The sequence below is a fragment of the Corynebacterium sp. HMSC06D04 genome (assembly GCF_001807315.1).
GTDB lineage: Bacteria > Actinomycetota > Actinomycetes > Mycobacteriales > Mycobacteriaceae > Corynebacterium > Corynebacterium simulans.
In genome coordinates this window covers 49,020-70,797 of sequence record NZ_KV788561.1, presented here as the reverse complement: position 1 = coordinate 70,797, position 21,778 = coordinate 49,020, and the positions used below count along the sequence as shown (strand labels likewise).

Annotated in this window: 21 protein-coding genes; 6 read left to right on the top strand and 15 right to left on the bottom strand. The window is 59.9% G+C overall.

Annotation, left to right across the window (positions count from 1 at the left end; translation table 11 throughout):
* Positions 1 to 42 precede the first annotated feature (42 nt).
* Positions 43 to 1,620 (top strand): aldehyde dehydrogenase family protein, encoded by a 1,578-nt coding sequence (locus tag HMPREF3155_RS11300; protein WP_070433357.1) that lies wholly within the window; start codon positions 43 to 45, stop codon positions 1,618 to 1,620.
* 84 nt (positions 1,621 to 1,704) lie between these two features.
* Here the strand turns inward: HMPREF3155_RS11300 and HMPREF3155_RS11295 are convergent, their stop codons facing one another.
* The gene (locus tag HMPREF3155_RS11295) at positions 1,705 to 2,250 is read right to left on the bottom strand and encodes an NADPH-dependent FMN reductase (RefSeq protein ID WP_070433356.1); all 546 of its coding nucleotides are present in this window, start codon (positions 2,248 to 2,250) and stop codon (positions 1,705 to 1,707) included.
* 38 nt (positions 2,251 to 2,288) lie between these two features.
* Positions 2,289 to 2,978: an alpha-ketoglutarate-dependent dioxygenase AlkB family protein gene (locus tag HMPREF3155_RS11290; RefSeq protein ID WP_070433355.1), complete on the bottom strand. Its 690-nt coding sequence runs from the start codon at positions 2,976 to 2,978 to the stop codon at positions 2,289 to 2,291.
* 52 nt (positions 2,979 to 3,030) lie between these two features.
* Between HMPREF3155_RS11290 and HMPREF3155_RS11285 the strand changes: the two genes are divergently transcribed.
* Both HMPREF3155_RS11285 and HMPREF3155_RS11280 read left to right on the top strand, forming a co-directional pair.
* On the top strand, positions 3,031 to 3,696 hold the full coding sequence (locus HMPREF3155_RS11285; RefSeq protein ID WP_070433354.1) for a sugar O-acetyltransferase: 666 nt from the start codon (positions 3,031 to 3,033) through the stop codon (positions 3,694 to 3,696).
* Positions 3,697 to 5,964: an ATP-dependent RNA helicase gene (locus tag HMPREF3155_RS11280; protein ID WP_070433353.1), complete on the top strand. Its 2,268-nt coding sequence runs from the start codon at positions 3,697 to 3,699 to the stop codon at positions 5,962 to 5,964.
* On the opposite strand, the gene HMPREF3155_RS11275 is transcribed toward HMPREF3155_RS11280, so the two are convergent.
* Positions 5,965 to 6,747 carry a TSUP family transporter gene (locus tag HMPREF3155_RS11275; RefSeq protein WP_083281314.1) on the bottom strand — a complete coding sequence of 261 codons (783 nt, stop codon included), beginning with the start codon at positions 6,745 to 6,747 and terminating at the stop codon, positions 5,965 to 5,967.
* 99 nt (positions 6,748 to 6,846) lie between these two features.
* Here HMPREF3155_RS11275 and HMPREF3155_RS11270 point away from each other — a divergent pair, with 99 nt between their 5' ends.
* On the top strand, positions 6,847 to 7,935 hold the full coding sequence (locus HMPREF3155_RS11270; protein WP_070433352.1) for an AbrB family transcriptional regulator: 1,089 nt from the start codon (positions 6,847 to 6,849) through the stop codon (positions 7,933 to 7,935).
* On the opposite strand, the gene HMPREF3155_RS11265 is transcribed toward HMPREF3155_RS11270, so the two are convergent.
* Positions 7,932 to 9,599 (bottom strand): DUF885 domain-containing protein, encoded by a 1,668-nt coding sequence (locus HMPREF3155_RS11265; protein WP_070433351.1) that lies wholly within the window; start codon positions 9,597 to 9,599, stop codon positions 7,932 to 7,934. The two genes, HMPREF3155_RS11270 and HMPREF3155_RS11265, sit on opposite strands and share 4 nt — an antisense overlap.
* Positions 9,600 to 9,668: 69 nt before the next feature.
* The gene (locus HMPREF3155_RS11260) at positions 9,669 to 10,238 is read right to left on the bottom strand and encodes an LOG family protein (protein WP_062039239.1); all 570 of its coding nucleotides are present in this window, start codon (positions 10,236 to 10,238) and stop codon (positions 9,669 to 9,671) included.
* Positions 10,239 to 10,334: 96 nt separating this feature from the next.
* On the opposite strand from HMPREF3155_RS11260, the gene HMPREF3155_RS11255 reads away from it, so the two are divergent.
* Positions 10,335 to 11,396: an ROK family protein gene (locus HMPREF3155_RS11255; RefSeq protein WP_061919943.1), complete on the top strand. Its 1,062-nt coding sequence runs from the start codon at positions 10,335 to 10,337 to the stop codon at positions 11,394 to 11,396.
* Here the strand turns inward: HMPREF3155_RS11255 and HMPREF3155_RS11250 are convergent.
* The 6 genes from HMPREF3155_RS11250 to amn form a co-directional block, all read right to left on the bottom strand.
* On the bottom strand, positions 11,393 to 11,878 hold the full coding sequence (locus HMPREF3155_RS11250) for a ferritin (RefSeq protein WP_070433350.1): 486 nt from the start codon (positions 11,876 to 11,878) through the stop codon (positions 11,393 to 11,395). The genes HMPREF3155_RS11255 and HMPREF3155_RS11250 overlap by 4 nt on opposite strands.
* A gap of 248 nt (positions 11,879 to 12,126) precedes the next feature.
* Positions 12,127 to 12,945 carry an HtaA domain-containing protein gene (locus HMPREF3155_RS11245; protein WP_070433349.1) on the bottom strand — a complete coding sequence of 273 codons (819 nt, stop codon included), beginning with the start codon at positions 12,943 to 12,945 and terminating at the stop codon, positions 12,127 to 12,129.
* A gap of 103 nt (positions 12,946 to 13,048) precedes the next feature.
* Complete coding sequence (locus HMPREF3155_RS11240; protein WP_061919937.1) at positions 13,049 to 13,696, bottom strand: biliverdin-producing heme oxygenase; 648 nt, start codon at positions 13,694 to 13,696, stop codon at positions 13,049 to 13,051.
* Between the two features lie 102 nt (positions 13,697 to 13,798).
* Complete coding sequence (locus HMPREF3155_RS11235) at positions 13,799 to 15,199, bottom strand: SulP family inorganic anion transporter (protein WP_061919935.1); 1,401 nt, start codon at positions 15,197 to 15,199, stop codon at positions 13,799 to 13,801.
* Positions 15,200 to 15,294: 95 nt separating this feature from the next.
* Positions 15,295 to 15,810, bottom strand: a complete 516-nt coding sequence (locus tag HMPREF3155_RS11230) for a phosphoribosyltransferase (RefSeq protein WP_061919934.1) — start codon at positions 15,808 to 15,810, stop codon at positions 15,295 to 15,297.
* Positions 15,811 to 15,853: 43 nt separating this feature from the next.
* Positions 15,854 to 17,257 (bottom strand): AMP nucleosidase, encoded by a 1,404-nt coding sequence (gene amn / locus HMPREF3155_RS11225; RefSeq protein ID WP_070433348.1) that lies wholly within the window; start codon positions 17,255 to 17,257, stop codon positions 15,854 to 15,856.
* A gap of 319 nt (positions 17,258 to 17,576) precedes the next feature.
* Between amn and HMPREF3155_RS11220 the strand changes: the two genes are divergently transcribed.
* Entirely contained in the window at positions 17,577 to 18,554 is a 978-nt protein-coding gene (locus HMPREF3155_RS11220) for an esterase/lipase family protein (protein WP_083281313.1), read from the top strand.
* Here HMPREF3155_RS11220 and HMPREF3155_RS11215 read toward each other — a convergent pair.
* From HMPREF3155_RS11215 to HMPREF3155_RS11200, 4 genes are read right to left on the bottom strand one after another with little or no spacing between them, the layout of a single operon-like run.
* Complete coding sequence (locus tag HMPREF3155_RS11215; RefSeq protein WP_070433347.1) at positions 18,551 to 18,799, bottom strand: hypothetical protein; 249 nt, start codon at positions 18,797 to 18,799, stop codon at positions 18,551 to 18,553. The genes HMPREF3155_RS11220 and HMPREF3155_RS11215 overlap by 4 nt on opposite strands.
* A gap of 44 nt (positions 18,800 to 18,843) precedes the next feature.
* Entirely contained in the window at positions 18,844 to 19,653 is an 810-nt protein-coding gene (locus HMPREF3155_RS11210) for a heme ABC transporter ATP-binding protein (protein ID WP_070433346.1), read from the bottom strand.
* Complete coding sequence (locus tag HMPREF3155_RS11205) at positions 19,650 to 20,714, bottom strand: FecCD family ABC transporter permease (RefSeq protein ID WP_070433345.1); 1,065 nt, start codon at positions 20,712 to 20,714, stop codon at positions 19,650 to 19,652. Before HMPREF3155_RS11205 ends, HMPREF3155_RS11210 begins: the two co-directional genes overlap by 4 nt.
* Positions 20,698 to 21,750 (bottom strand): heme/hemin ABC transporter substrate-binding protein, encoded by a 1,053-nt coding sequence (locus HMPREF3155_RS11200; RefSeq protein WP_070433344.1) that lies wholly within the window; start codon positions 21,748 to 21,750, stop codon positions 20,698 to 20,700. Before HMPREF3155_RS11200 ends, HMPREF3155_RS11205 begins: the two co-directional genes overlap by 17 nt.
* Positions 21,751 to 21,778: the final 28 nt, after the last annotated feature.

Here is a 21,778-nt window from a genome sequence, read left to right as displayed (position 1 = left end):
GGCCACTACAACTACCTCTATGAGAGAAAGGTTGCTTTTCACTTGAGCACCCAGAACACTTTGTTCGACCCCACCCAGACCGAGCTGCTAAAGGGCGTACATGCTGATGGCGCCCCGAAGTCCCTGTTCATCAACGGTAAGTGGGAAGCCGCCCAAAGCGGCGACACCCGCACCATCATTTGCCCGGCAGACGGCTCCACGGTGGGCGAAGTTTCCGAGGCATCCAACGAGGACACCGAGCGCGCCATCAAGGTTGCCCGTGAAAGCTTTGATAGCGGCGAGTGGGCTAATACCCCGGCCGCCGAGCGCGGCAAGCTGGTCATCCGCGTGGCCGATTTCATCCGCGAGCACAAGGAACTTTTCGCTTCCGCCGAGTCCGCTGATACCGGCAAGCGCTATGAGGAGTCCTTGGGCGATATGGATGACATCGCCAACGCCTTTGAGTACTTCGGCACCCTGGCCCAGCACCAGGCCGGCCGCGTAGTCGACCCGCAGGATCCCAACCTGCGATCGCGCATCGACGCCGAGCCCGTTGGCGTCTGCGGACTGATTACCCCGTGGAACTACCCGCTTCTGCAGGTCTCCTGGAAGGTCGGCCCGGCCCTGGCCGCCGGTAATACCTTCGTCCTCAAGCAGGCGGAGCTTACCCCACACACCGCGATGCTGCTCATGGCCGCCCTCAAGGAGTGCGGTCTGCCGGACGGCGTAGGCAACCTCATCACCGGCGCTGGCGCTAACTGCGGCAACCCGCTCTCCCAGCACCCGGACGTGGACATGGTCTCCTTCACCGGCGGCCTTGTCACCGGCAAGATCATCGCAAAGAACGCTGCGGAGACCGTCAAGCGCACCGCGCTGGAGCTCGGTGGCAAGAACCCGAACGTCATCTTCGCCGATGCGGACTTCGACGTCGCTGTAGATAACGCCCTCAACGGCGCTTTCTTCCACTCCGGCCAGGTCTGCTCCGCGGGTTCCCGCATCATCGTGGAAGAATCCCTGCACGATAAGTTCATCGAGGCACTGGTGGCGCGCACCAACAACATCAAGATCGGCGGTCCGACCGACGATAAGGCGGAGACCGGCCCACTGATTTCTGAGCAGCACCGCGAGAAGGTTGCCGCCTACGTGGACAAGGCCCGTGAGCAGGGCGCAAAGATTCTCACCGGCGGCCGTGCCGCTACCAGTGAGGACACCAATGGCCAGCACGGCACCGGCAACACGGACCTGGGCAAGGGCATGTACTACCTGCCGACCATCATCGATGGCGCCACCAAGGACATGGAATGCGTCCACGACGAGGCCTTCGGCCCGGTTGTCACCGTGGAGACCTTCACCACTGAAGAAGAAGCCATCGCTACCGCGAACGACACCGAGTACGGCCTGGCAGGCGCCGTATTTACTAGCGACGCCGGCAAGGCTGAGCGCATGGCACGCGCTATGCGCCACGGCACCATCTGGATCAATGACTTCCACCCATACCTGCCGCAGGCCGAGTGGGGCGGCTACAAGCAGTCCGGCAACGGCCGCGAGCTCGGCCCGACCGGCCTTGCCGAGTACCAGGAGCACAAGCACGTGTACCAGAACCTCTCCCCTGCCGCTTGGGATCAGTTTGGCCTGCAGTAACTAAGCCGGCCACATAAAAGTCAGCCCCCGCTGCTCGGAAAGAGCGCGGGGGCTGGCTTTTTATATGCGGCCAACGGGCACTGATTATGCGGAAACGGCGTCTTCCAGCTCAGCCAGCAAGGAAGTGGTGCGCTCCACCTTGAAATCGACCGGACGGAATTCGCCCTCCGCCCAGTCGGTGGCGAGGAAGAACTCGATCTGGTTGCGCAGCTGTGGCATGGAGAAGTTCACCACGATAGGGCGCCATGCCTCGATCGCGCGAACGGCACCGGATGGGCCGTAGCCAACGAAGGCAACGGGCTTGCCCGCCCACTCTGCGGCCAAGCAGTCAAAGGCATTCTTGAACGGGCCTGGCACGGAGCGGTTGTACTCTGGCGTGATGAAGATGAAGCCATCGCAGGCGTCCACTGCATCAGACCATGCCTGGACCTTCTCGTCCTCGTACTGCTTATTAGCGGCAGCCGGTACAACTTCGGTGGTCAGAACCGGAATATCGAATTCTTTGAGATCCAGCAACGTGTAATCCACGCCATTCTGGCGTCCTTGGGCCACGTCGTTGAGCCACTCGCCTACTACCTTGCCGACGGCCTTATCGCGGATGCTGCCGATGATGATGCCAATACGAGACATGAGAAAACCTTCTTTTCTTCAAGCTTTATGTAACATCTCTAGATTACAGACCGTGCAGATACTTGTCTGATGGTGATGTTGATACGTCCCTCTCTAAGCCCACAGCCCTCCGGCAGCGTGCCGTCATTGACGCGCACCACCCCGTGGTAGGCGTAGCGCTTCGGTCCGCCAAAGACCACCAAATCACCACTACACAGCGTGATATCGTCCCACGGCCGCGTGCGCGCCTCGGTATGCCCCATACGGAAAAGTGCCTCATCCCCAATGGAAAGCGAAATCACCGGCGCAGGTGATTCCTCAAAGGCATCCACGTGCATGCCCATGGCCGATCCCGGTGGATAGTAATTCACCAGCGCCATCTCCGGCACGAAAGTCTCGACCCATGGCTCCAGCTCGGGTGCCACCTCGGCCGCGGCGCGCAATGCCCCCGGAGCAATCCGCCGCAGGCTTTCCGGAACCGGCGGAACCCGCGTGCCGTCCATATTATCTACATACCGATAGCTGGGATAATGCCAATACCTGCCCAAATGCAGCTGAAAAACGCTCATTTGCCCGCCGGATTTCAACCGCGGGCGCACCATCGCCATCGGTGTCGCCGCATACTCGCGCGCAATGCCGCGCATCTCCTCTACCAAGGCTTTCTGCTTATCGACGCCCACCCATCCCGGCACATGCCCCACCCCCGGAGCCACACGCACGCTCGGCCGCGGCAGCGAATCAAAAAGCATGACCTCACCCTAATCCGAGCACCCCAATAAATCGATCCACTCACCCTCTACAATGACCACCATGGATGCACAGGAGCGGCAGGACTTGGAACGCTACGGCTCATGGGAGCGAATGACCGGTGGGGAGTGGTTCTTGCCGAGCATGCCGGAGGCGAAGAAAGAGCACCAGCGCACTTTTCGCTTGGTAAAGCAGCTCAACGAGCTGCACAATACGGACCAGGAGCGTGCCGAAGGCATTTTGCACGAGATACTGCCGGAAGATTCCGCGGTGCCAGGCCTGCATGTGCCGTTGAATCTGGAGTACGGCTGCAATCTAGTATGCGGCGAGCGCGTCTTCATTAACTTTGGCGCTACCATTTTGGCCCAGGCCCAGGTGATGCTCGGTGATGGCGTCATGGTGGGCCCCAATTGCTCCCTGATTACGGTGGGGCATCCGGTAAACGATCATGAGATGCGCGCTGGTGGGTGGGAGATAGCCAAGCCCATCACCATCGGTGACAACACCTGGCTCGGTGCCAACGTCACTGTGCTGCCAGGCATCACCATCGGAAAGAACTGTGTCATCGGCGCAGGCACACTTATTACCACCGATATCCCGGATAATTCGCTGGTCCTGGGATCACCCGGCCGCGTGGTGCGCGAGCTGGAAGACAATGAAGAGGTCTGGGAACGCCAGGATCTCAACGGTCCTGTCGAAGGTTTTGGAGCCGCCAAGTAAATGTTTGATCTCGCTCGCATCGGCGATGGTCTGCCCGTCGCCGAGACCATCGATTCGCTGCCGGAAACCGGAAACGTCGTCATCCAGGCCCCGCCCGGCACGGGTAAGACCACACTCGTGCCACCGGCGCTAGCCAATCATGCGGCAGGAGGTGGCAAAGTCATTGTCACCGCCCCACGTCGTGTGGCCGTGCGAGCGGCCGCGCAGCGATTAAGCACGCTTAGCGGCACCCCGGACAAGGTCGGCTTCGCCATCCGAGGCGAGTCCCGCAAGGGCAGCGAGGTCGAGTTCGTCACGCCGGGCGTGCTGCTGCGCCGCCTGCTTAAGGATCCGGAGCTCGAGGGCGTGTCCGCCGTTGCCATCGATGAGGTCCACGAGCGCCAGCTCGATACGGATTTGGTGCTAGGCATGTGCCTGGAGCTGACCGAATTGCGTGAGGACTTTCGCGTCATCGCCATGTCCGCCACCGTGGATGCACAGCGCTTTTCCCAACTTATGGACGCACCCGTGCACGTGACCGAGGCGGTGACCCATCCGCTTGATATCCATTACGCGCCCCTGCCGGGCAGGGCGGCGGGAACGAGGGAGTTTTACGGGGACGTCGCCAAGCAGGCAGCCTGTCAGCAGGAATCAACGCTGGTCTTTGTGCCAGGCGTGCGCGAAGTAAACCTCGTCTGTGAAGCGCTGCAGGGCCATAATGTGTTCCCGCTGCACGGCAAGCAGACCACCGCGGAGCAAGACGCCGCGCTATATACCGATGAACAGCGCATCGTCGTAGCTACCTCTATCGCGGAGTCCTCGCTTACCGTGCCGGGCGTGCGCGTGGTGGTAGATGCCGGGCTTTCCCGCGTTCCCCGGCGCGACACCCAACGCGGCATGTCCGGGCTAGTGACGGTGTCTACCTCAAAGTCGAGTGCCGACCAGCGCGCTGGTCGTGCTGGCCGTGAGGCACCAGGCACCGTGATTCGCTGCTATTCGCAGGACGATTATCAGCACTTTTCCCCACACACTACTCCGGAGATCCTCTCCGCGGACCTAACCCAGGCCGCGCTGTTTTTGGACTGCTGGGGCGCGGGCCCCGATTTCCCGCTGCTCGATCCGCCCCCAGCCCAGGCCCTCGCATCCGCGCAGGCAACGCTCAAGCGCATTGGTGCCACACAGGAGCTTGCCCTCCTGCCCACCGATCCGCGCCTCGGCGCCTCCTTGCTCCGCCACGGCAGCCAGGCCGCGCCCGTTATCGCCTCGCTTGCCGACGCCCCCTTAACCCCCGATCTCACCCGTCACCGCCCACCTCAAAAAGAGGTCAAGCGGCTTGCACGTCTCGTAGACGATCTCGGCCCCGCCGATCCCGGGGAGGTCGTCGCCACCGCCTTTCCCGAGCAGGTGGCCAAGCGCATGGGCGAGGACTACCTGCTGGCTAGCGGCACCCGCGCGCGCCTGCTCGATAGCTCGGGCCTCACCGGTTCCCCGTGGCTCGCCATCGCGGAGGTTTCCCTGTCTAATGCGGGCAATGCCATCATCCGCTCGGCCGCCCGCATCGAGGAAACCGCAGCTCTGGCGGCCATCGGCGTCACCGAAGAAACCCGCGCCTTCCTGCGCGATGGCCGTGTGCGCGGCGTCAAAGTCAAGGCCGCGGGCGCCATCACGCTTTCTGAAACCCCTGTCAAAGTCACCGGCCCCGCAGCCGAGGGGGCACTTGCCGCCGGCATCCGTGAAGAAGGCCTAGGCCTCTTTACCTTCAGCGAGAAGGCCCAAAGTTTAAAAGACCGCCTGCGCCACCTGCACGCCCACTTTGGCGAGCCGTGGCCAGACGTGGAGCAGGCGGATCCCGCCGAGTGGCTCGGATCCGAACTCCACCGCATCGCGGAAGGAACCCCCGCCGCCAAGCTCGACATGTACCCCGCGCTGCAACGCCTTCTGCCCTGGCCAGAAGCCACCCACCTGGACGAGCTCGCCCCTGAACGCCTCCCAGTCCCCTCCGGCCGGGACGCACGAATCGACTGGTCCGGCGATCGCCCCGTGGTTCACATCAAGCTACAAGAATGCTTCGGCCTGGCCGCATCTCCCGAATACTGCGGCCACCGCGTGCAATTCCACCTGCTCTCCCCCGCCGGGCGGCCACTCGCGGTGACCGATGATCTCGCCAGCTTCTGGTCCGGCCCCTATGCTGGCGTGCGCGCCGATGTGCGCGGGCGCTACCCCAAACACCCGTGGCCGGAGGACCCGTGGAACGCGGTTGCTACCGCGCGCACCAAAAACCGAATGTAGTTAGCCCCATTGCTGCCAGCCCAGGTAGCAGCTCATGACCACGACCAAGGTAAGTAACGCGTAGCGGATGAATTTGGCGCCGCCACCAAGTACGGTACGAGCGCCGAGGAGTGCGCCGGCGATATTGGCTACACCGAGCACGATGCCAAGCGTCCACCACACGTGCCCGCCAATAATAAATACGATAAGCGCACCGAGGTTGGTAGCTGTATTGACTACCTTGGCCATGGCCGCAGAGGTCAAAAAATTCTGCGCAAAAATAGAGGTAAACGCCATGATCAAAAACATTCCGGTACCCGGACCGAAGATGCCATCATAAAAGGAAATGATGCCGGAGAGCACCAAGACCACGACGGTCCGCCACCCGCCACGGATACCGGCCGAGTCGCTGTTGCCAAAATCTGGCTTGAAGGCAACGAAGATGCCCACGGCCACCATGAGCACGATGATGATGGGGCGCATGATGTCTTTATCGAGGCTCGAGGCCACGCTGGCCCCCAATCCGGAGCAGACCAGCGCGATGAGGATGAAGCGCGCCATTTCTGCCTTGTCCAGCTTCACCTTGCGAGCGAGGGTCACGGCAGCGGATCCGGTGCCGGTCACCGCGGCGAGCTTGCTAGTGCCCAAAGCAGCGGCCGGAGCAAGGCCCGGCAGGACCGCCAGCAGCATCGGGATCAAGATCAATCCGCCACCGCCGATGACCGCATCGACCCATCCCGCGGCCGCAGTACCAAAGAAGAGAATTATCCACTGCACCACATCGATTTCCACGCCCCCGATCATAAATCTTGAATGATGTAAGGTGATAACCCGCCTACTGCCCTCCCCGTAGTGGAGAAAAGCAGGCATTATACTTTTCCGCAGCAGAACCGGGAGGCTCGCATGGCCGCACAACAGGAAGGCACCCGGCTTAGTGCCCGTACCGTGGCACGGTGGGCCATTGTTATTCCAGCATCAGTCGTACTGGGCTGGCTCTTTAGCATGTGGCACGTACCTGCGGCCTGGATTTTGGCAGCGATCCTTTCCTCCGGCGCCATGGCGCTTTTTACCGGGGAAGATCTGCACGTAAACCGGAGTTTTTATAGCCTGTCGCGCGGCTTTATTGGCATCATGGCTGCCATCCCGCTGACCGTGGTTCCGGTGGGCCAATTGCTTGGCTTCCTGCCTGCCGCCCTGACGATCTCCCTTGTCACTCTGATGGTGGGAGTTATCGGCGGCCAACTCTTACACCGCGCACGGCCACAGGATGTCTCTTCCGAAACCGGTATTTTATCTATGCTGCCGGGTGGTGCTTCGCTCATGCCCGCGCTTGCCGACGAACTCGGTGCCGACTTCCGCTACGTCGCCCTCACCCAATACCTGCGCCTCTTAGTAGTCTCGGTATCGCTACCGGCCGTGGTCGCCCTATTGGACACGCCCGCCGGCAAGGGAGCGGATCTTTCGGTCGACGGCGAAACCACCTGGTGGATAGTTGCCCTAGTGATCGCCATTGCCTTCATCGGCGAAAAGGTAGGCAGGTTCCTCCACCTCCCCGCAGCCGCGGTGCTCGGTCCCTTGCTGCTGACAGTGCTAGCCTCTTTCGTGTTGCCGGAGGGCCACACGCTCGAGCCACTCTACGCCTTTAAGGTGATGGCGTTTTTGTCCATCGGCTGGGTCTGCGGCGGCGGGCTTTCGCTGCCGGCGCTCAAGGCCTTTGCCAAGCAGCTGCCTGCCACAATTTTGTTCATCGTGGTCATTATCGGCATCTGCGCGGCCACCGCCTGGCCGCTGACCATGTGGCTACACATTTCCTACTTCGAGGCCTACCTGGCCACCAGCCCCGGCGCGCTGGAGACCGTACTCGCACTCTCGGCCGAGGGCGGGGCCGGCCCCGCGGTCATCGCAGTCCAGCTCACCCGCCTCATAGCGGTCCTCGTCGTCGCTGGTTATTTGCCACAACTCCTACGCTTGGCAAAGCGTCTGCGCCCTTAGTCAGTCTCCAGTACAGCCTCGCGCAGCACGGACATGGGGACAGAGCCGAGCGCCAAGGCCTCGGAGTGGAAGTCCCGTACGCTCATTCCCTGCTCCACGGCCTCCTGCCTGGTCTGCTGCCATAGGCGCTCGCCCAAGGCATAGGAAGGCGCCTGCCCCGGCCAGCCCAGGTAGCGGTTGACCTCAAAGTTGAGGTTCGCGTCATCCATCGCGGTGTTTTCGCGCATGAAGGTCTTCACGTGGGCCTTATCCCACTTGCCAGAGTTGCTGCAGTCCGGCAGCTTCTTGCCCAAGTGCAATCCGATGTCCACCACAACGCGGGCGGCGCGGAAACGCTGGGCGTCGAGAAGCCCCATGCGGAATCCCGGATCCTCCATATAACCCAGCTCCGCCATGAGCGCCTCAGCGTAAAGCGCCCAGCCTTCGCCGTGGCCCGAGTTCCAGGTCACCGCACGGCGCCACAGGTTGAGATCATCTTGGACCAGCGCAGAACCCAGCTGCAGATGATGGCCCGGCACGCCCTCGTGGTGAACCGTGGTCAGCTCTTGCCAGGTGTGGAAACGCTCCTGGCCAGCCGGAACTGACCACCACATGCGGCCGGGACGCGAGAAATCATCTGAAGGCGGGGTATAAAAGATGCCGCCTGTACCGGCAGGATCGATGCAGCATTCGATATCGCGGATCTGCTCCGGAATGTCGAACTCGGTGCCATCCAAATCCTTGATGACTTTCTCCGCCGTGCCCTGCATCCATTCCACGAGCGCATCGGTGCCCTCCAGCACGTAGCGCTCCTCTTGGTTGAGGTTGCGCATCGCGGCCTTCACGGTGCACTCAGAGCCATACAACTCGTGCGCGATCTTTTCTTGCTCAGCGCGGATTTCTTGGACACGCTCCAGGCCCCACTCGTAGGCCTCATCAAGATCGACGGTATCGCCGACGAAAAGCTTGGAAAACCGCTCATAGCGGTCGCGGCCCACCGCATCCTCGGTGGAAGCCTGCGGCTGTAGTTCATTGGAGAGCCAATCAGCGAACTGCCCAAAAGCGCTCTTTGCCGCCTCGACCTCAGTACCCTCGACGCCAAGGCTCTCCAGCATGGAACCGGCGTCGGCAAGCCGCTCACACTGGACGAAGACTTCGTTGATCTGGCGATGCGGCGGAATCAGGCCATGTGCCGCCGACTCCTGCAAGGAATCCTTGTATCCGCTTAGTGCGCCACCGACCTTGGACAGGCGCGAGCGAATGGCATCAAGCTGCTCAGGGGTATCCTGCGGCATCAGCAGCAAAGTATCGCGAATGGTCTGCACCGGGGAGGCGATGTTGTTGAGGCTGCGCATATCCTCGCCGTGGTGGTGCAAGTCCAGCTCTAGGCAAAGGCGATCGCGCAAGACGGCTGCGGTCACGTAATCCACATCGTCGAAGTCATCTTCATCATCGGACTCGTCAGTGGTGTCATCCAGAGCATCGACGTCAGCGACCATGTCACGGGTGCGGTCAGCAATAGCCGCGTAGTACTCCGGCGAGAAATCCTGCAGCTCGCCTTCGAATCCCGGGATGCCCCACGCCGTTGCTTCGGTAGGGCTTAGCTCCGCAAGATCGTGCACAAAGTTATCGCAGGCCGCGTCCAAGAGGGAAGGATGGCGGCTCTGGTTTGGCTCTGAACTCATGAGGGTGAAGTCTATCCTTTACCTGGAGCCTAGGGCCAACCTAGGCGCCAAACGTTGTCAGCTTGTTAGCTACTTGTTATCCCACTTCATCCCGGGATTAGTCCAACCCGCAAAGGCATCCAGAACCTGCGCTGGCGTTGGCTCAAGCACGATCGCATCCACAAAGCGGCGCTGCACGAAGCCCGCCTCTGACATGCCCGCGTACATGTCCACGAAAGGACGCCAGAATCCGGCGACGTCCACCAAGCCAACGGGGCCGTCGACGTGGCCTAGTTGCTGCATGGTCAGCACCTCCGCGAGCTCTTCGAGGGTGCCCACGCCGCCCGGCAGACACACGTAGCCATCTGCCAAGTCCTCCATGCGGGTCTTGCGCTGCGCCATGGTCTCCACCACTTCAAGTGAGGTCAGGCCAGGATGTGAAAGCTCTAGGTCCACCAGCTGTTCGGGGATCACGCCGGTGACCGTTCCGCCTCCTGCCAGACATGCATCCGCTACCACGCCCATGAGCCCCACGTTGCCGCCGCCGTAAACCAAGTTGATTCCACGATCTGCCAGCTGCCCGCCCAGCTGACGGGCTGCTTCGATATATGCTTCCGAGTTACCGGTGGCCGAGCCGCAATAAACCGCAATTGAATCCATGGACACCACACTATAGAAAGAAGTCCTTAGACAATGTTGTCTAATCTTGCGAATACCTGCTAGACAATACGGTCTAGAAAATCTATACTTCTAATTATGCTCAAACCTGGCCCCGTGTTCACTCGCCCGCGCACCCCAGCGGCTAAGTGCCTTCACCTCGTGCGTTTAAACCCCATCATCACGCGCAGTGAGCTCGTCGAGGCAACAGGACTTTCCCAGCCCACCATCACCCGCGCCACCGCAGCACTGCTCCAGGCGGGCCTCATCCAGGAAAGAAACGATCTCACCCGTTCCCGAGGCCGCGGGCGCCCCACGGTTCCGCTCGAAGTTGCCGAAAATGACTGGATCCTGGCCGGAATTGCCGTGGGTACCTCGCAGACCCACATCGGCTTCTACGACACGCTCGGGCGCACCATCCGCGAAGATGACGTACCTACCCCCGTCGCGCAGCTGAGCGAGGAGGACTTCATCGAGCACATCATGGCCGGCGTCCATCGCCTAAGCGCAGGCCTCGACCGCAAACTGGTCTCCGTGGGCATTACCACCTCCGGCACTGTCGACGCCGCGGGCCGCGTCACCGCCGCAAACCTGGGCTGGGTCGACGTCGACATCGCAGAGCGCCTGCGCTATCAGTTCAGCGTGCCCGTTGTGGTTTCCTCCGCCGTGCCCGCAATCTTGGGCTCCGAAACCCAAGCCGCGGAACTTGGAAATACCGATCCGGTTCTAGTGCTTTTTGCGGATGACTCGATCGGCGCCGCGCTTTCCACCGGCGACGAAGTCTCCCAGATCATCCCCCTGCCTTCCATCGCAGAGGTGCCCCACCCAGAGGAAACCTTAACTACCGCCGCCGTACAGAAAAAGCTAGACAGCGTCGATACCTCCGCGCACCGCGAGATCCTCGATGAACGCGCTCGCCATCTAGGCCTTGTCGCGGCACAGCTCATCAAGGAGCATGAGCCCACCACCGTTGTGCTCGCCGGTGGAGCATTCCTTGATGACCCTGCAGCGCCGAAACGTTTCGCGGCAGTCGTACGAGAAAAAGCCGGAAAGTCCGCCCAGCTACGTCTCATCCCCTCGCATCAGGAGATCGTGGGGGCGATTACCCGCGCAATTGCGCTCGATCCCCTGCTGCGCGTGCCGCTCGAGCTAAAGGCTTAGCCGCGGGAGGAAAGCTCTGCGTCGATGCGCAGGAGGCCAGAGCCATCGTTGCCCACGAGCTTGATCTGGTCGACGATCTCGCTGACGGTGGACTCCTCCTCGATCTGCTCCTCCAGGAACCAGTTGATCATGGAGCGGGAATCCAGATCGCCGGCCGCATCAGCGGTGCGCGCGATCTCGCGAATCTGCTCAGAGACCTTCTGCTCGTGCGCGAAAGCCGCCTCGAAAGCATCCAGCGGGGTAGCTGCCTTGATGGAAGGAACTGAGATGTCAGAAAGCTCAACGCGGTAGCCGCGGTCCAGCAGGTGCTGCGCGAACTTCTGCGCGTGCGCGCGCTCCTCTTCTGCCTGCGCGTAGAACCAGTCGCGCATACCTGGGAAGGAGAGGTTATCCATCTCGTATGCCAGCTGGGTGTAAATAAGAGCAGCGCCGTGCTCGTTGTTGACCTGATTGTTCAGGAGGGTTTGCAGCTTCTCGTCCATGTCAGGAACCTTTCTCTAAGACACCCCGGAAAGTACAATTGCCTATCAAACCGGGGCGATTCATTAAGTGCAACACCAACAATACAGATTTATTTCCGTCGCGCTAGGAAGGTTTGCTTTAGCAAACATGCCGGTCAAGGCAACTTTTTGGGTTGGATCTCCTAACTTTGCTCAGGATATCCACCACTGCATTCCCCCTTAGGACAACCGCGACACAACCAAGCCACGCTTGACGACGCCGCCCTTGCCTAGAACAGCTTCGGCAGTTTCAGGCCCGGAATCGCACCAGAGAAGGCAGCACCGACTGCAGCCAGAATCGCAACAATCGCGGCTACAATGCCGCCGATTGCACCCGCGGAAGAACCCGCGTCAGGCTTTGGATCTGGTTTCGACTCTGGCTTCGGCTCTGGCTTCACTTCTGGCTCAGCAGCCGCCTTGCCATAGGTGACAGTGAGGTCAGTGTTTCCGTCCTCTAGCGGTCCTGGCTTGTAGGTGCCCAGCATCACGTCGCTGCCAACCTGGGTGATGGACGTCTGTGCACCTTTGGTGGTGTAGGTCTTCTCTGCTGCCGGAACAATTGCCTCGCTCAACTTAAAAGTGGAGATTTTTGCGTCATCCAGGTTGGTCTCAAGTGCCTCCTTGCTGCTTGGCCCCTTGGTGCCGGTGGCCTTCACGTCCGCCGTGATGGTGGCATCAGTGCCGGAAACCACTACCTTGATGTCGCTGAACGTCATATCGAGACCAAAGCTGCCATTTGGGCCCAGGCCCGGGTGCGCTTGGAAGTGCAGCGAGCCATTAGTGTCGATGGTTCCGTTACCCTTTGCGTCAACCTTGGATGCGGAAGCATTCACTGGAAGCTTGAAAGTTTTGCCAGCGAGGACGGCACCATCAGTGGCCTCAATCTTACCTTTCGCAAAAGGCTTTTGTACGTAGGAAATGAAGGACTCCTTGATGGGCCAGTTGAGCTCACCGGAAGCGAGGGCAGGAATTTGGGCAGCGGTAGCAGTAGGTACCGCGAGAGCACCGGCCACGAGAGTGGTGGCGGTGAGTACAGAGATTGGCTTCATTTAGTTCTCCGAATCAGAAAGAGTGTAGATGAGAGTATGCAAACTGAGCTTTGCTATACCTAACAGAGGTTAGGCAAGGCTAAGCTTAAAGTCAAGACCTGTTTTAGTGTCGCCGATCTAACTCAGCAAAGATGCCCGAATTAAACGCAAAGGCCGCCTGGGCCTCAGAGATAAGCGCCGCCCGCTCTGCTTCTGCCAATCGCATCTCATCAATACGCTGTCGGTAACCATTGCGGTAAGGAGGAATCTTCCCGATCGCGGTGAAGTCGTAGAAGTTAAGCGCATCCGGATCAATCCCATACAGTGCACCCAACCGCGCCGCAATAACCTGGCCGCCGGAAATGTCACCGAGGTAGCGCACATAGTGATGCGCCACAACCTCAACTGCATGCTCAGGTGTAGCCAACTGCTCAAGGCGGGCCACATAAGCCGCGGTAGCCGGCAAGATGCGAACCTTATCACGCCAATCCCCTCCCAGCTGCTGAGTCAGATCGACCTCGAGAGCATCGCGGCGCTCCAAACGCGGATCGGCCACAGCGCCCGCGGTGGCCGTTTCCGCCACAGCACGCACTGTTCGCTCCAATGTCTCATACACAAACCACAGCTGACCGGTCAGATCGGCGACAGCTTTGGCATCTAGCTCTCCCGCCATGAGCCGCTGCATAAAGCTCGATCCCTCCGCCGCCTCGTGGGCACGCGCAGTCTCCTCGCGCAAAGCCAGCGATAACGGTCGATCTAGCGCAATGGTCATAAATTCTCCTTAGAAAAGTAATGCTTACCTAACTTAACGAAACCAACTTAAAGTTAGGGTTACCTAAAAATCAATATTTAAGGAGAAAATCAACCAAAAGAACTACCTGTCTAACTTGCCGCTCAGACGCTCCAAGCGCTGCAAGCTCGCACCATCCAAGCCCCGGAATTCCACCTCGACCCCGCGGTCGGCATACTTTTCCTGCACCGAATCCAGCGTCGCCACCGTGGAGGCATCCCAAATTTCGGCGCCATTTAGGTCAATAACCACGTGCTCTTCCGGCAACGTGTAGTCGAAGGCATAAACCAGATCGTTCGAGGACGCGAAGAAAAGCTGCCCACGCACAAAGTAGGTGTTTCCCTCCAAGTCCACCGACACGAAATGCGCCACGCGGCGAGCAAAAGCCACCGACGCCGCCAGCACACCGGCGACCACACCCACTGCCAAGTTGTGGGTAAGCAAGGTGCCCACCACGGTTACCAACATGACCACTGTTTCCGAAAGCGGCATAAGCCGCAGCGTGCGCGGGTTAATCGAATGCCAATCCACGGTCGTACCAGCGACAATAATCATCACCGCTACCAACGCCGCCATAGGAATGCGGCCGACGGTCTCCCCCAAGACCACGACGAGGATGAGCAGGAAGACGCCGGCGAGGACCGTCGACAAGCGCGTGCGTGCCTGCGCGCCCTTCACATTGATCATGGTCTGGCCAATCATCGCGCACACACCCATTCCACCAATCAGTGCGGACAAGATGTTTCCCACGCCTTGGCCTAAGGACTCGCGCGTCTTATCGGAGTGCGTGTCCGTAATGTCGTCGACGAGCTTCGCCGTCAGCAGCGATTCCATCAGTCCCACCAGAGCCACGCCAACCACGTAAGGAGCGATGAGCTCGAGCGTCTCCAGATTCAGCGGCACGTTCGGAATAAACAATCCCGGCAGGCTCGTAGGCAGCTCACCTTGGTCGGCCACGTCCGGGACCTTCCACCCGAAAGCAATAGCCAACACCGTGACCACCAGGATGGTCACCAAAGGCGCAGGGATCACCGTGGTCAGCCGCGGCAGCACCAGCATGATCACCAGCCCCATTGCCACCAGCACGTATACCATCCACGGCACATGCTTAAGATGCGGCAGCTGCGCGGTAAACATCATGATGCCCAAAGCGTTGACGAATCCGGTCATCACCGAGCGCGGGATGAAACGCATAAGCTTGGCGACGCCCAGCATCGCCAAGATGATCTGCAAGATGCCGGCCAGCATGATGGTGGCCACCACATAGTCAAGGCCGTGACTGTGCGACAACGGCGCAATAACCAAGGCCACCGCGCCCGCCGCCGCAGAAACCATCGCGGGGCGTCCGCCGGTGAACGCGATGGAGATTGCCATGATCACCGAGGCAAACAAACCCACGCGCGGATCGAGCCCCGCCAAGATGGAAAAACTGAGAACCTCAGGAATCAGCGCCAGCGCTACCGCGAGGCCGCCGAAGACCTCCATACGAAAGCGCGCTGGCGAAGAAAATGCGTATTTAAAACTGCCGAGAACAGAAGTAGGTGCGGGTTGTTGAGACACCGCACATACTCTAGCGGCCCCTAGGCCCCTTCCCTAAAAGAACCGTCAACAGTGATAACAGGCAGAACCGACCACGCAAAATTGATCCAGGCATCTGTCTTTTTCCACGAGAAATCCGGCTCAAAGATGGTCGTGGGCTTGGTGTAAATAACGGCTGACTTCACCTCAGCGGCCGTTTCCGCCAGCAGGTTGACCACGAGATCGAGGGTCTTTCCAGAATCGGCCACGTCATCGACCACCAGAACCTTCTTGCCCTGCAAGGATTCGATATCCAGCTGCGGGTTAAGCAGAACTGGCTCGGGCAAGGTCGCACCGATGTCGGTGTAGAACTCCACGTTGATTGCGCCCATTTCTTTGACGCCGATTGCATAGCCGATGGCGCCTGCTGGGATGAGGCCGCCACGGGCCACGCCCACGATGAGATCAGGGAACCACCCAGAATCAATGACTTGTTGGGAGAGCGCTCGGCTTGCCTCGCCGAATGTTTCCCACGTGAGGTTCTCGCGTTCTGAGTTAAACCATTCTGGGACGCTCATGCGGCTTGCCTGCTCCTTCGACCGACGAATCTTTTCGTATAGTCTATCGGAAAGGAACCTCGCCCAAAGTTCTTCTGAGCTTTCTTGTGTGCAAACGGGAGGGATTTCCTGCTAGCTGCTCCACTGCGCGCACCGCGCACATCACGTGCGCTTCCTTAGAGTTCGAGTAAAAGGCCTGCGCTTGTGCGGGCAGCTTGGGGACGGCATGCAAAGGCAAATCGGAGACGGACAGAAGCGTGCCATAAGGAACGCGGTAGCGGTAACCGTTTGCCGCCAGCGTGCAGGACTCCATATCCACCGCCACAGCGGTGGAGTGCTGTAGCCACTCCCACAGGTCGCGGGAGGTGCGCCATTCCCAGTTGCGGTCGTCGGTCGAGAGCACCGTGCCGGTACGCATCAAAGGATTATCGTCACCGTAGACCTCCCGCACGGAGGCCTCCAGCATGCGCTGCACTTCAGGTATAGCGGGAATCGGATTCCCCGCGCCCACCTTGCGGTCGAGAATGTGGTCCTCGCGCTGATAGGCATTACCCAGGATAAGGTCGCCGATACGCATGCGGCCGTCCAGTCCAGCGCAGTGCCCGATCATGATCCACGCCTCGGGGCGCAGGACAGCAAGGCAGTCCGTGATTGTCTTGGCGTTGGATGGACCAACGCCAATGTTGATCATCGTGATTCCGTCCCCGCTGGCCGTGATGAGGTCAAAGCGTGGCATCTGATAGCGGGAGGTTAGGGTGAGCTCGTCGACGTCGAGAAGCACGGCGTCATTCGAGTGGATCGTCTCCCCAGTAGGCAACACCAGCGCCGTGTAGCGGGAATCCTCTTTGGTGAGCTCGCGCAGGCCAAACTTCACAAACTCCGTGGTGTGCATGGCATAGTTGGTGAACAGGATGTACTTCTGCACCGTGTCGACCTCGATGCCGGTGTAGTGCTCGATGCGCGCGCACGCGATGTCGAAGCGCTGCGGGCCAAAGTGGAAGAGCGGTTTTTCCTTACCGTGGAAGGCCTTCCACTCGCCGTCGATGATGGCATCGTTGACCTCGTCCAGAGTGGGGCGCGGTATCTCACCGCGGTTCTCGGGCACTGAGCCGGCGTCACGGATGTACTCCGGTGGAATGAGCTCATTCGACTGGCCTACGTAAATGTCACAGGGATAGTTCTCCGTCAGCCTTGATAGCTGCTCCGTGAGGTAATCACGCAGGAGCTGAGGTTTGGAAATGACGGCAGAAAAGCGGCCAGCTTGGTCCACATATCCAAAGGGTTCGGAACGGTCGATGGGCTGCCATTCGCGCACGTGCACAGTGATTTTGGGATAGACCACGTGCCTATAACGATCGAAATCCCCCGTCGCGAGGGATTTACGCGCGACGGAGCACGAGCTGTCATAGAGCTCGATGAGACGGCATACTGCCTCTTCAACAAAGTGGGCATGCTGCAGGTCAGTCATGCCAGCGAGTGTAATTCGGGTACACCATTTCGGCAGCTTCAACGGTGCCGGGAAACCGTCGAGGGACCGCTAGACTGCCCCAAGGCTATTGAATTAACGAGGGCCCACCAGCTGCGCACTGGCGGGCCCTCTCCCCATGACTAATCTTCGGCACCTGGTAAAGAAGTGGAGCGCATCTTCCCAAGTAACCGCCCGTGATTAGGCAAGCCTTAGTTTATAAAACTTTTGGATGATGGTCAAGCGTTTTCCAAACTTTTTAAACTACTTCATAAAACTGCCCATGAAGTGCATAAATGGATGAAGGGTACAATTTTGACGCATGGCACCAGATCCGATCGTTGAATTGCGAAACTCAATCTTCGAGCAACTCGGGAAGTTTTGGCGCCCCAGTGAAGACTCACCGCGCTATGGAATCGCAACCCCTGCAACCGCAATCTCGTTGCGCGAGGACGTCTCCCAAGAAATCGCCTCGCGCCTCCACGCACGCCCCGACTCCACGCCCGGAGAAAAGATCCTAGAAGCGGACACCGCAGCCACCCTCCCCTTCGGCGCACGCATCAAACCCCGCGGCATCTTCGAGGACGATTGGTCCGCCCGCCCAACGCCGGAGCGGCCCTGGCCAGTAATCCTCATTCACGGCACCTGCGACACTAAAGGCATCTGGCAGCTGCTCGGCACCCAACTCCGCGAGGACGGATGGGCAGTTTTTGCCCCTGACTACGGCAACCGAGCAACCCAGCCCATCCCTGAGTCTTCTCAACAACTGGGCTCCTACATTGATGCAGTCCTCAACGTTACCGGCGTAGAAAAAGCTATCCTCGTCGGTCACTCTCAGGGTGGGCTGTTAGCCCGTTACTGGATGCGCATCGATGGCGGCGCCGAAAAGGTCCGCCATCTCATCTGCCTAAGCTCCCCCAACCACGGCACGACGCAGGGCGGAATCGTCAGCCGACTTGTGCGCAGCGGACGCCAAGAAGCGGTGATGCGCTCCATCATTGATGGTTGGTTCGGACCAGCCGGCATGCAGCAAATCGTCGGAAGTAAGATCCTCCTCGATACAAACGTCGACGGCGACCTCGAGCCCGGCGTGACCTACACGTGCATCGCCACGAAGAACGACGCCGTGGTGGTTCCTCCCGAGACGTGCTTCCTAGACGGCAGCAAGGTCAAGGACGGCACCGTGCGCAACATCTACGTTCAGGACTTCGACAAACGCGCCGTCGTCATGCACGAGGACATGCCACTGGACAAGCGTGTGCACGCCATCGTACGCACGCTCCTTGAGCTCATTAACTAGATGCTCGGCAGCGCTGGCATTGCGGGAAGTAGCCCCGATTTCATGATCGCATGACCGATGATGGCAAACATTCCACCGAGCGCGGTCAAGCCCAAGATGTAATTCCATGCTTCAGCGAAGCTGGAGGTCTGTTGCGGTGCTGGTTCCGCACAGGTTTGGGTGGGGTCGCATGTTTGCTCGGCGCTCGCCTGCGGTGCCAAGAGAAGGGAGCTGGAGAGCGCGACAACAAGGGCTAGTTTTCGCATGATTTTTCCTTAGACAAAGTGTTGAGATTTGAGTATTGGTCGATTTAAATGCTGGACAATTTGTATGTGGAGATAAGTGAGTCGATGCCCGTGGGCGGACAGCGCTGCGGCAACACGCACAGCCGGCCATCGATCTCAGCTACCGTGATGTCCCATCCATAAACCTCGGACAAGACCGCATCGGCGTAGACCTCCGGCACGGTTCCGTGGGCCACCACCTTCCCGTCCGCCATGCACACGATGTGATCGCAATACGCGGCAGCAGCGTTGAGGTCATGCAGCACCACAAGGACTACAATTCCGCCTTGCTTAGCCAGTGCTTGGGCCAAGGAAAGTACCTGCTCCTGATGGTGGATATCCAGGGCAGCGGTGGGTTCATCGAGCAAGATAACCGGGGTTTGCTGCGCGAGCACACGGGCCAAAGCAACCCGTGCCCGCTCACCGCCCGACAGCGTAACGACGTCACGGCCGGCCAGATGCGCGACGTCGGCAGCAGCTAAGGCCGCGGCGACGATCTCTTCATCCTCAGCCTCAGATGAAGTGCCCGCCCACGGACTTCGGCCCATCGCAACCACGTCGCGCACTAAGAACTCGAAGGACACTCCAACATCCTGCAGCATCACTGCCCGCAGACGGGCCAGTTCGTTTGGGGAAAGCCCCGTGGGGTCAAGCCCAGCCAGCTGTACGCTTCCGGAGTATTCAAGGTCTCCCGCGACCGCGGCCAATACCGTCGATTTGCCGGCGCCATTCGGCCCGATGAGACCCGTAACCTCGCCAGGTTGTGCGTCGAAAGAAACGGCGTCGACAAGCTTGCGGTGCCCAATTTCAACAGTAAGTCCCCGCACCGAAATCATGAGTGCATCCCCTTTCGCATCATCCGCCGCAACAACACAAAGAAACAGGGGCCACCCACTAGCGCGGTGAAGATTCCGATGGGCAAGTCCGCAAAGGGAATCAGCGTACGTGCAGCAACGTCGGCAAACCCGATGAGTACCGCGCCAGCAAGAGCCGAGGCTGGTAACAAGATTTTGTTCGCAGGCCCCACGATGGTGCGCAACAGGTGCGGCACGATGAGTCCCACGAAACCGATGAGGCCAGCAAAGGACACTGCGCCCGCGGTCAGCACCGCAGAAGCAACGATCGCGGCGATACGCAACCTTTGGACGTTGATGCCGATATGCCCCGCCGCGCGTTCGCCCAAGGCTAAGGCGTCGAGCTGCTCACCCAAGCGGAAAGCCACGAACGCTCCTAATGCAGCCACTGGCAGCACCACCCAGACGTGCTTCCACTGCGTGCCGTTAAGGGATCCCATTTGCCAGAAAATGATCTGCTCCCGGTTGGCGGTGGGCGCCAGATAAACCATGAAGGAGATGACCGCATTGCACACTGCGTTAATAGCGATGCCGGTCAGGATCAGGTTGACAACGGCCACGCGTCCGCCATGGCGAGCGAGTTGATAGATCAACGCGGTAACGGCAAGTGCCGTGAGGAAAGCTGCGGCAGGCACGATGAAGGTGCCCAGCAAGGAGACGTTGAAGACGATGACCACGGCGGCGCCCACGCCAGCGCCGGAGGTCACGCCGATGATGGAGGGCTCTGCCAAGGGGTTGGCAAAGACGGCCTGCATCAAGGTGCCAGCCACGCCAAGCGACGCCCCGACCAAAAAGCCCAGTGCGATTCGTGGAAGGCGAATCTCCCACACCACATTGGCGGACAAGGCCTCTTGGTGCGGACCGCCGGCAAGGATTGGAAACAGATCCTGCACAGGCACGTAGTACTGGCCCAACACGATGGAGACCAGCGCAGCGGCACACAGCAGCACCGCCAGGACGATGAAGACCCACGTTCTTTTGCGCTGGCGCTTCTCAAAAACGTCAGGCTGTGCGTTCAGCGTTGTATTAAGCGTCTGGAGCATAAACTGCCTTCGCCAATTTGATGAGCGTCTGCCCCGTCATCGGCCCGAAAGCCAAGGATTGCCCATCCGGGATGGTGACGATTCTCTGCTTCTTTCCGGCAGTGGTCTGTGCGACACCTGGGCGCTGCATGAGGCCGTCGATTCCGCCGGTCGACTCCAAGCCGTTGGTCATCATGATGATCACCTCGGGGTCGATCTTGGCCAAGGCCTCGGCGTTTGCTGGTTCGGCGTAGGACAGATGGTTTTCGGTTCCGAGATCCACGCCACCGACTCCCTCGATGAGGTCGCGGGCGCCCGTGCCCTCTCCCATGATGAAGAAGACACCACCGTTGCCACGCGCGTAGAGGAATGCCATGCGCATGGGCTCGTCTGGCACCAGCTCGGCGATGGCGGCCTTCGCCTCATCGATTTCCTTAATTGACCTCTCCCCCAGCTCCTTTGCTTCTTCGGGCAGGCCGACGACCCCGCCAAGCTTCGCAATGTCCTCGCCAACCGAATCGATGGTGCGCTGCGGTTCCATGACCACAGTGGTCACGCCAGCGGCGCGAATCTGATCGATTGCGTCGCGCGGCCCGATGGAGTGATCGACAATCACCAGCGTGGGCTCGAGCGAGAGAACAGCCTCAACATTGATATTGTGTCCGCCTTCGGTAACCACCGGCAGATCCTGCAGGTTGGGTTCGGTTGAGGAAACAGTGCGACCGACGATGTTGTCCGCTAGGCCTAAGCCAGTCAGCGATTTGGTGTAGGTGCCATAGATGTCGAGAGCCAAGATGCGCGAGACGTCATTGACGGTCACATCGTTGCCGTCAGCGTCCGTGAGTTCTACTGGCAGCTGCGGTTCCACGGAATCCGCCACTGGTTCGATGTCTTTGAAGTCGCTGACGTTACTTAGTCCGGTAAAGGAACGAGGGTCGCTCACGCTATCTGCTGCGGGCAGTTCACTCGTTAGGTCCTCATACCCGCCTTGGACGCCACACGCGCCGAGAGTCAGCGCGCACACCAGCGTCAGAAAAATAGAGGAGAACTTTTTCATGTTTTAGGTCTTTTCTCTTTTTAAGCTG

Excerpts from the sequence above, each read along its gene's own strand:
- HMPREF3155_RS11260 (WP_062039239.1), bottom strand. The coding sequence starts at position 10,238 with ATGGATTCAATTGCGGTTTATTGCGGCTCGGCCACCGGTAACTCGGAA.
- HMPREF3155_RS11205 (WP_070433345.1), bottom strand. The coding sequence starts at position 20,714 with ATGCTCCAGACGCTTAATACAACGCTGAACGCACAGCCTGACGTTTTT.
- HMPREF3155_RS11235 (WP_061919935.1), bottom strand. The coding sequence starts at position 15,199 with ATGGAGGTCTTCGGCGGCCTCGCGGTAGCGCTGGCGCTGATTCCTGAG.
- HMPREF3155_RS11275 (WP_083281314.1), bottom strand. The coding sequence starts at position 6,747 with ATGATCGGGGGCGTGGAAATCGATGTGGTGCAGTGGATAATTCTCTTC.
- amn (WP_070433348.1), bottom strand. The coding sequence starts at position 17,257 with ATGACTGACCTGCAGCATGCCCACTTTGTTGAAGAGGCAGTATGCCGT.
- HMPREF3155_RS11270 (WP_070433352.1), top strand. The coding sequence starts at position 6,847 with ATGGCCGCACAACAGGAAGGCACCCGGCTTAGTGCCCGTACCGTGGCA.
- HMPREF3155_RS11240 (WP_061919937.1), bottom strand. The coding sequence starts at position 13,696 with ATGACCATTGCGCTAGATCGACCGTTATCGCTGGCTTTGCGCGAGGAG.
- HMPREF3155_RS11265 (WP_070433351.1), bottom strand. The coding sequence starts at position 9,599 with ATGAGTTCAGAGCCAAACCAGAGCCGCCATCCTTCCCTCTTGGACGCG.
- HMPREF3155_RS11250 (WP_070433350.1), bottom strand. The coding sequence starts at position 11,878 with ATGGACGAGAAGCTGCAAACCCTCCTGAACAATCAGGTCAACAACGAG.
- HMPREF3155_RS11230 (WP_061919934.1), bottom strand. The coding sequence starts at position 15,810 with ATGAGCGTCCCAGAATGGTTTAACTCAGAACGCGAGAACCTCACGTGG.
- HMPREF3155_RS11255 (WP_061919943.1), top strand. The coding sequence starts at position 10,335 with ATGCTCAAACCTGGCCCCGTGTTCACTCGCCCGCGCACCCCAGCGGCT.
- HMPREF3155_RS11245 (WP_070433349.1), bottom strand. The coding sequence starts at position 12,945 with ATGAAGCCAATCTCTGTACTCACCGCCACCACTCTCGTGGCCGGTGCT.
- HMPREF3155_RS11290 (WP_070433355.1), bottom strand. The coding sequence starts at position 2,978 with ATGCTTTTTGATTCGCTGCCGCGGCCGAGCGTGCGTGTGGCTCCGGGG.
- HMPREF3155_RS11210 (WP_070433346.1), bottom strand. The coding sequence starts at position 19,653 with ATGATTTCGGTGCGGGGACTTACTGTTGAAATTGGGCACCGCAAGCTT.
- HMPREF3155_RS11200 (WP_070433344.1), bottom strand. The coding sequence starts at position 21,750 with ATGAAAAAGTTCTCCTCTATTTTTCTGACGCTGGTGTGCGCGCTGACT.
- HMPREF3155_RS11280 (WP_070433353.1), top strand. The coding sequence starts at position 3,697 with ATGTTTGATCTCGCTCGCATCGGCGATGGTCTGCCCGTCGCCGAGACC.
- HMPREF3155_RS11215 (WP_070433347.1), bottom strand. The coding sequence starts at position 18,799 with ATGCGAAAACTAGCCCTTGTTGTCGCGCTCTCCAGCTCCCTTCTCTTG.
- HMPREF3155_RS11285 (WP_070433354.1), top strand. The coding sequence starts at position 3,031 with ATGACCACCATGGATGCACAGGAGCGGCAGGACTTGGAACGCTACGGC.
- HMPREF3155_RS11220 (WP_083281313.1), top strand. The coding sequence starts at position 17,577 with ATGGCACCAGATCCGATCGTTGAATTGCGAAACTCAATCTTCGAGCAA.
- HMPREF3155_RS11295 (WP_070433356.1), bottom strand. The coding sequence starts at position 2,250 with ATGTCTCGTATTGGCATCATCATCGGCAGCATCCGCGATAAGGCCGTC.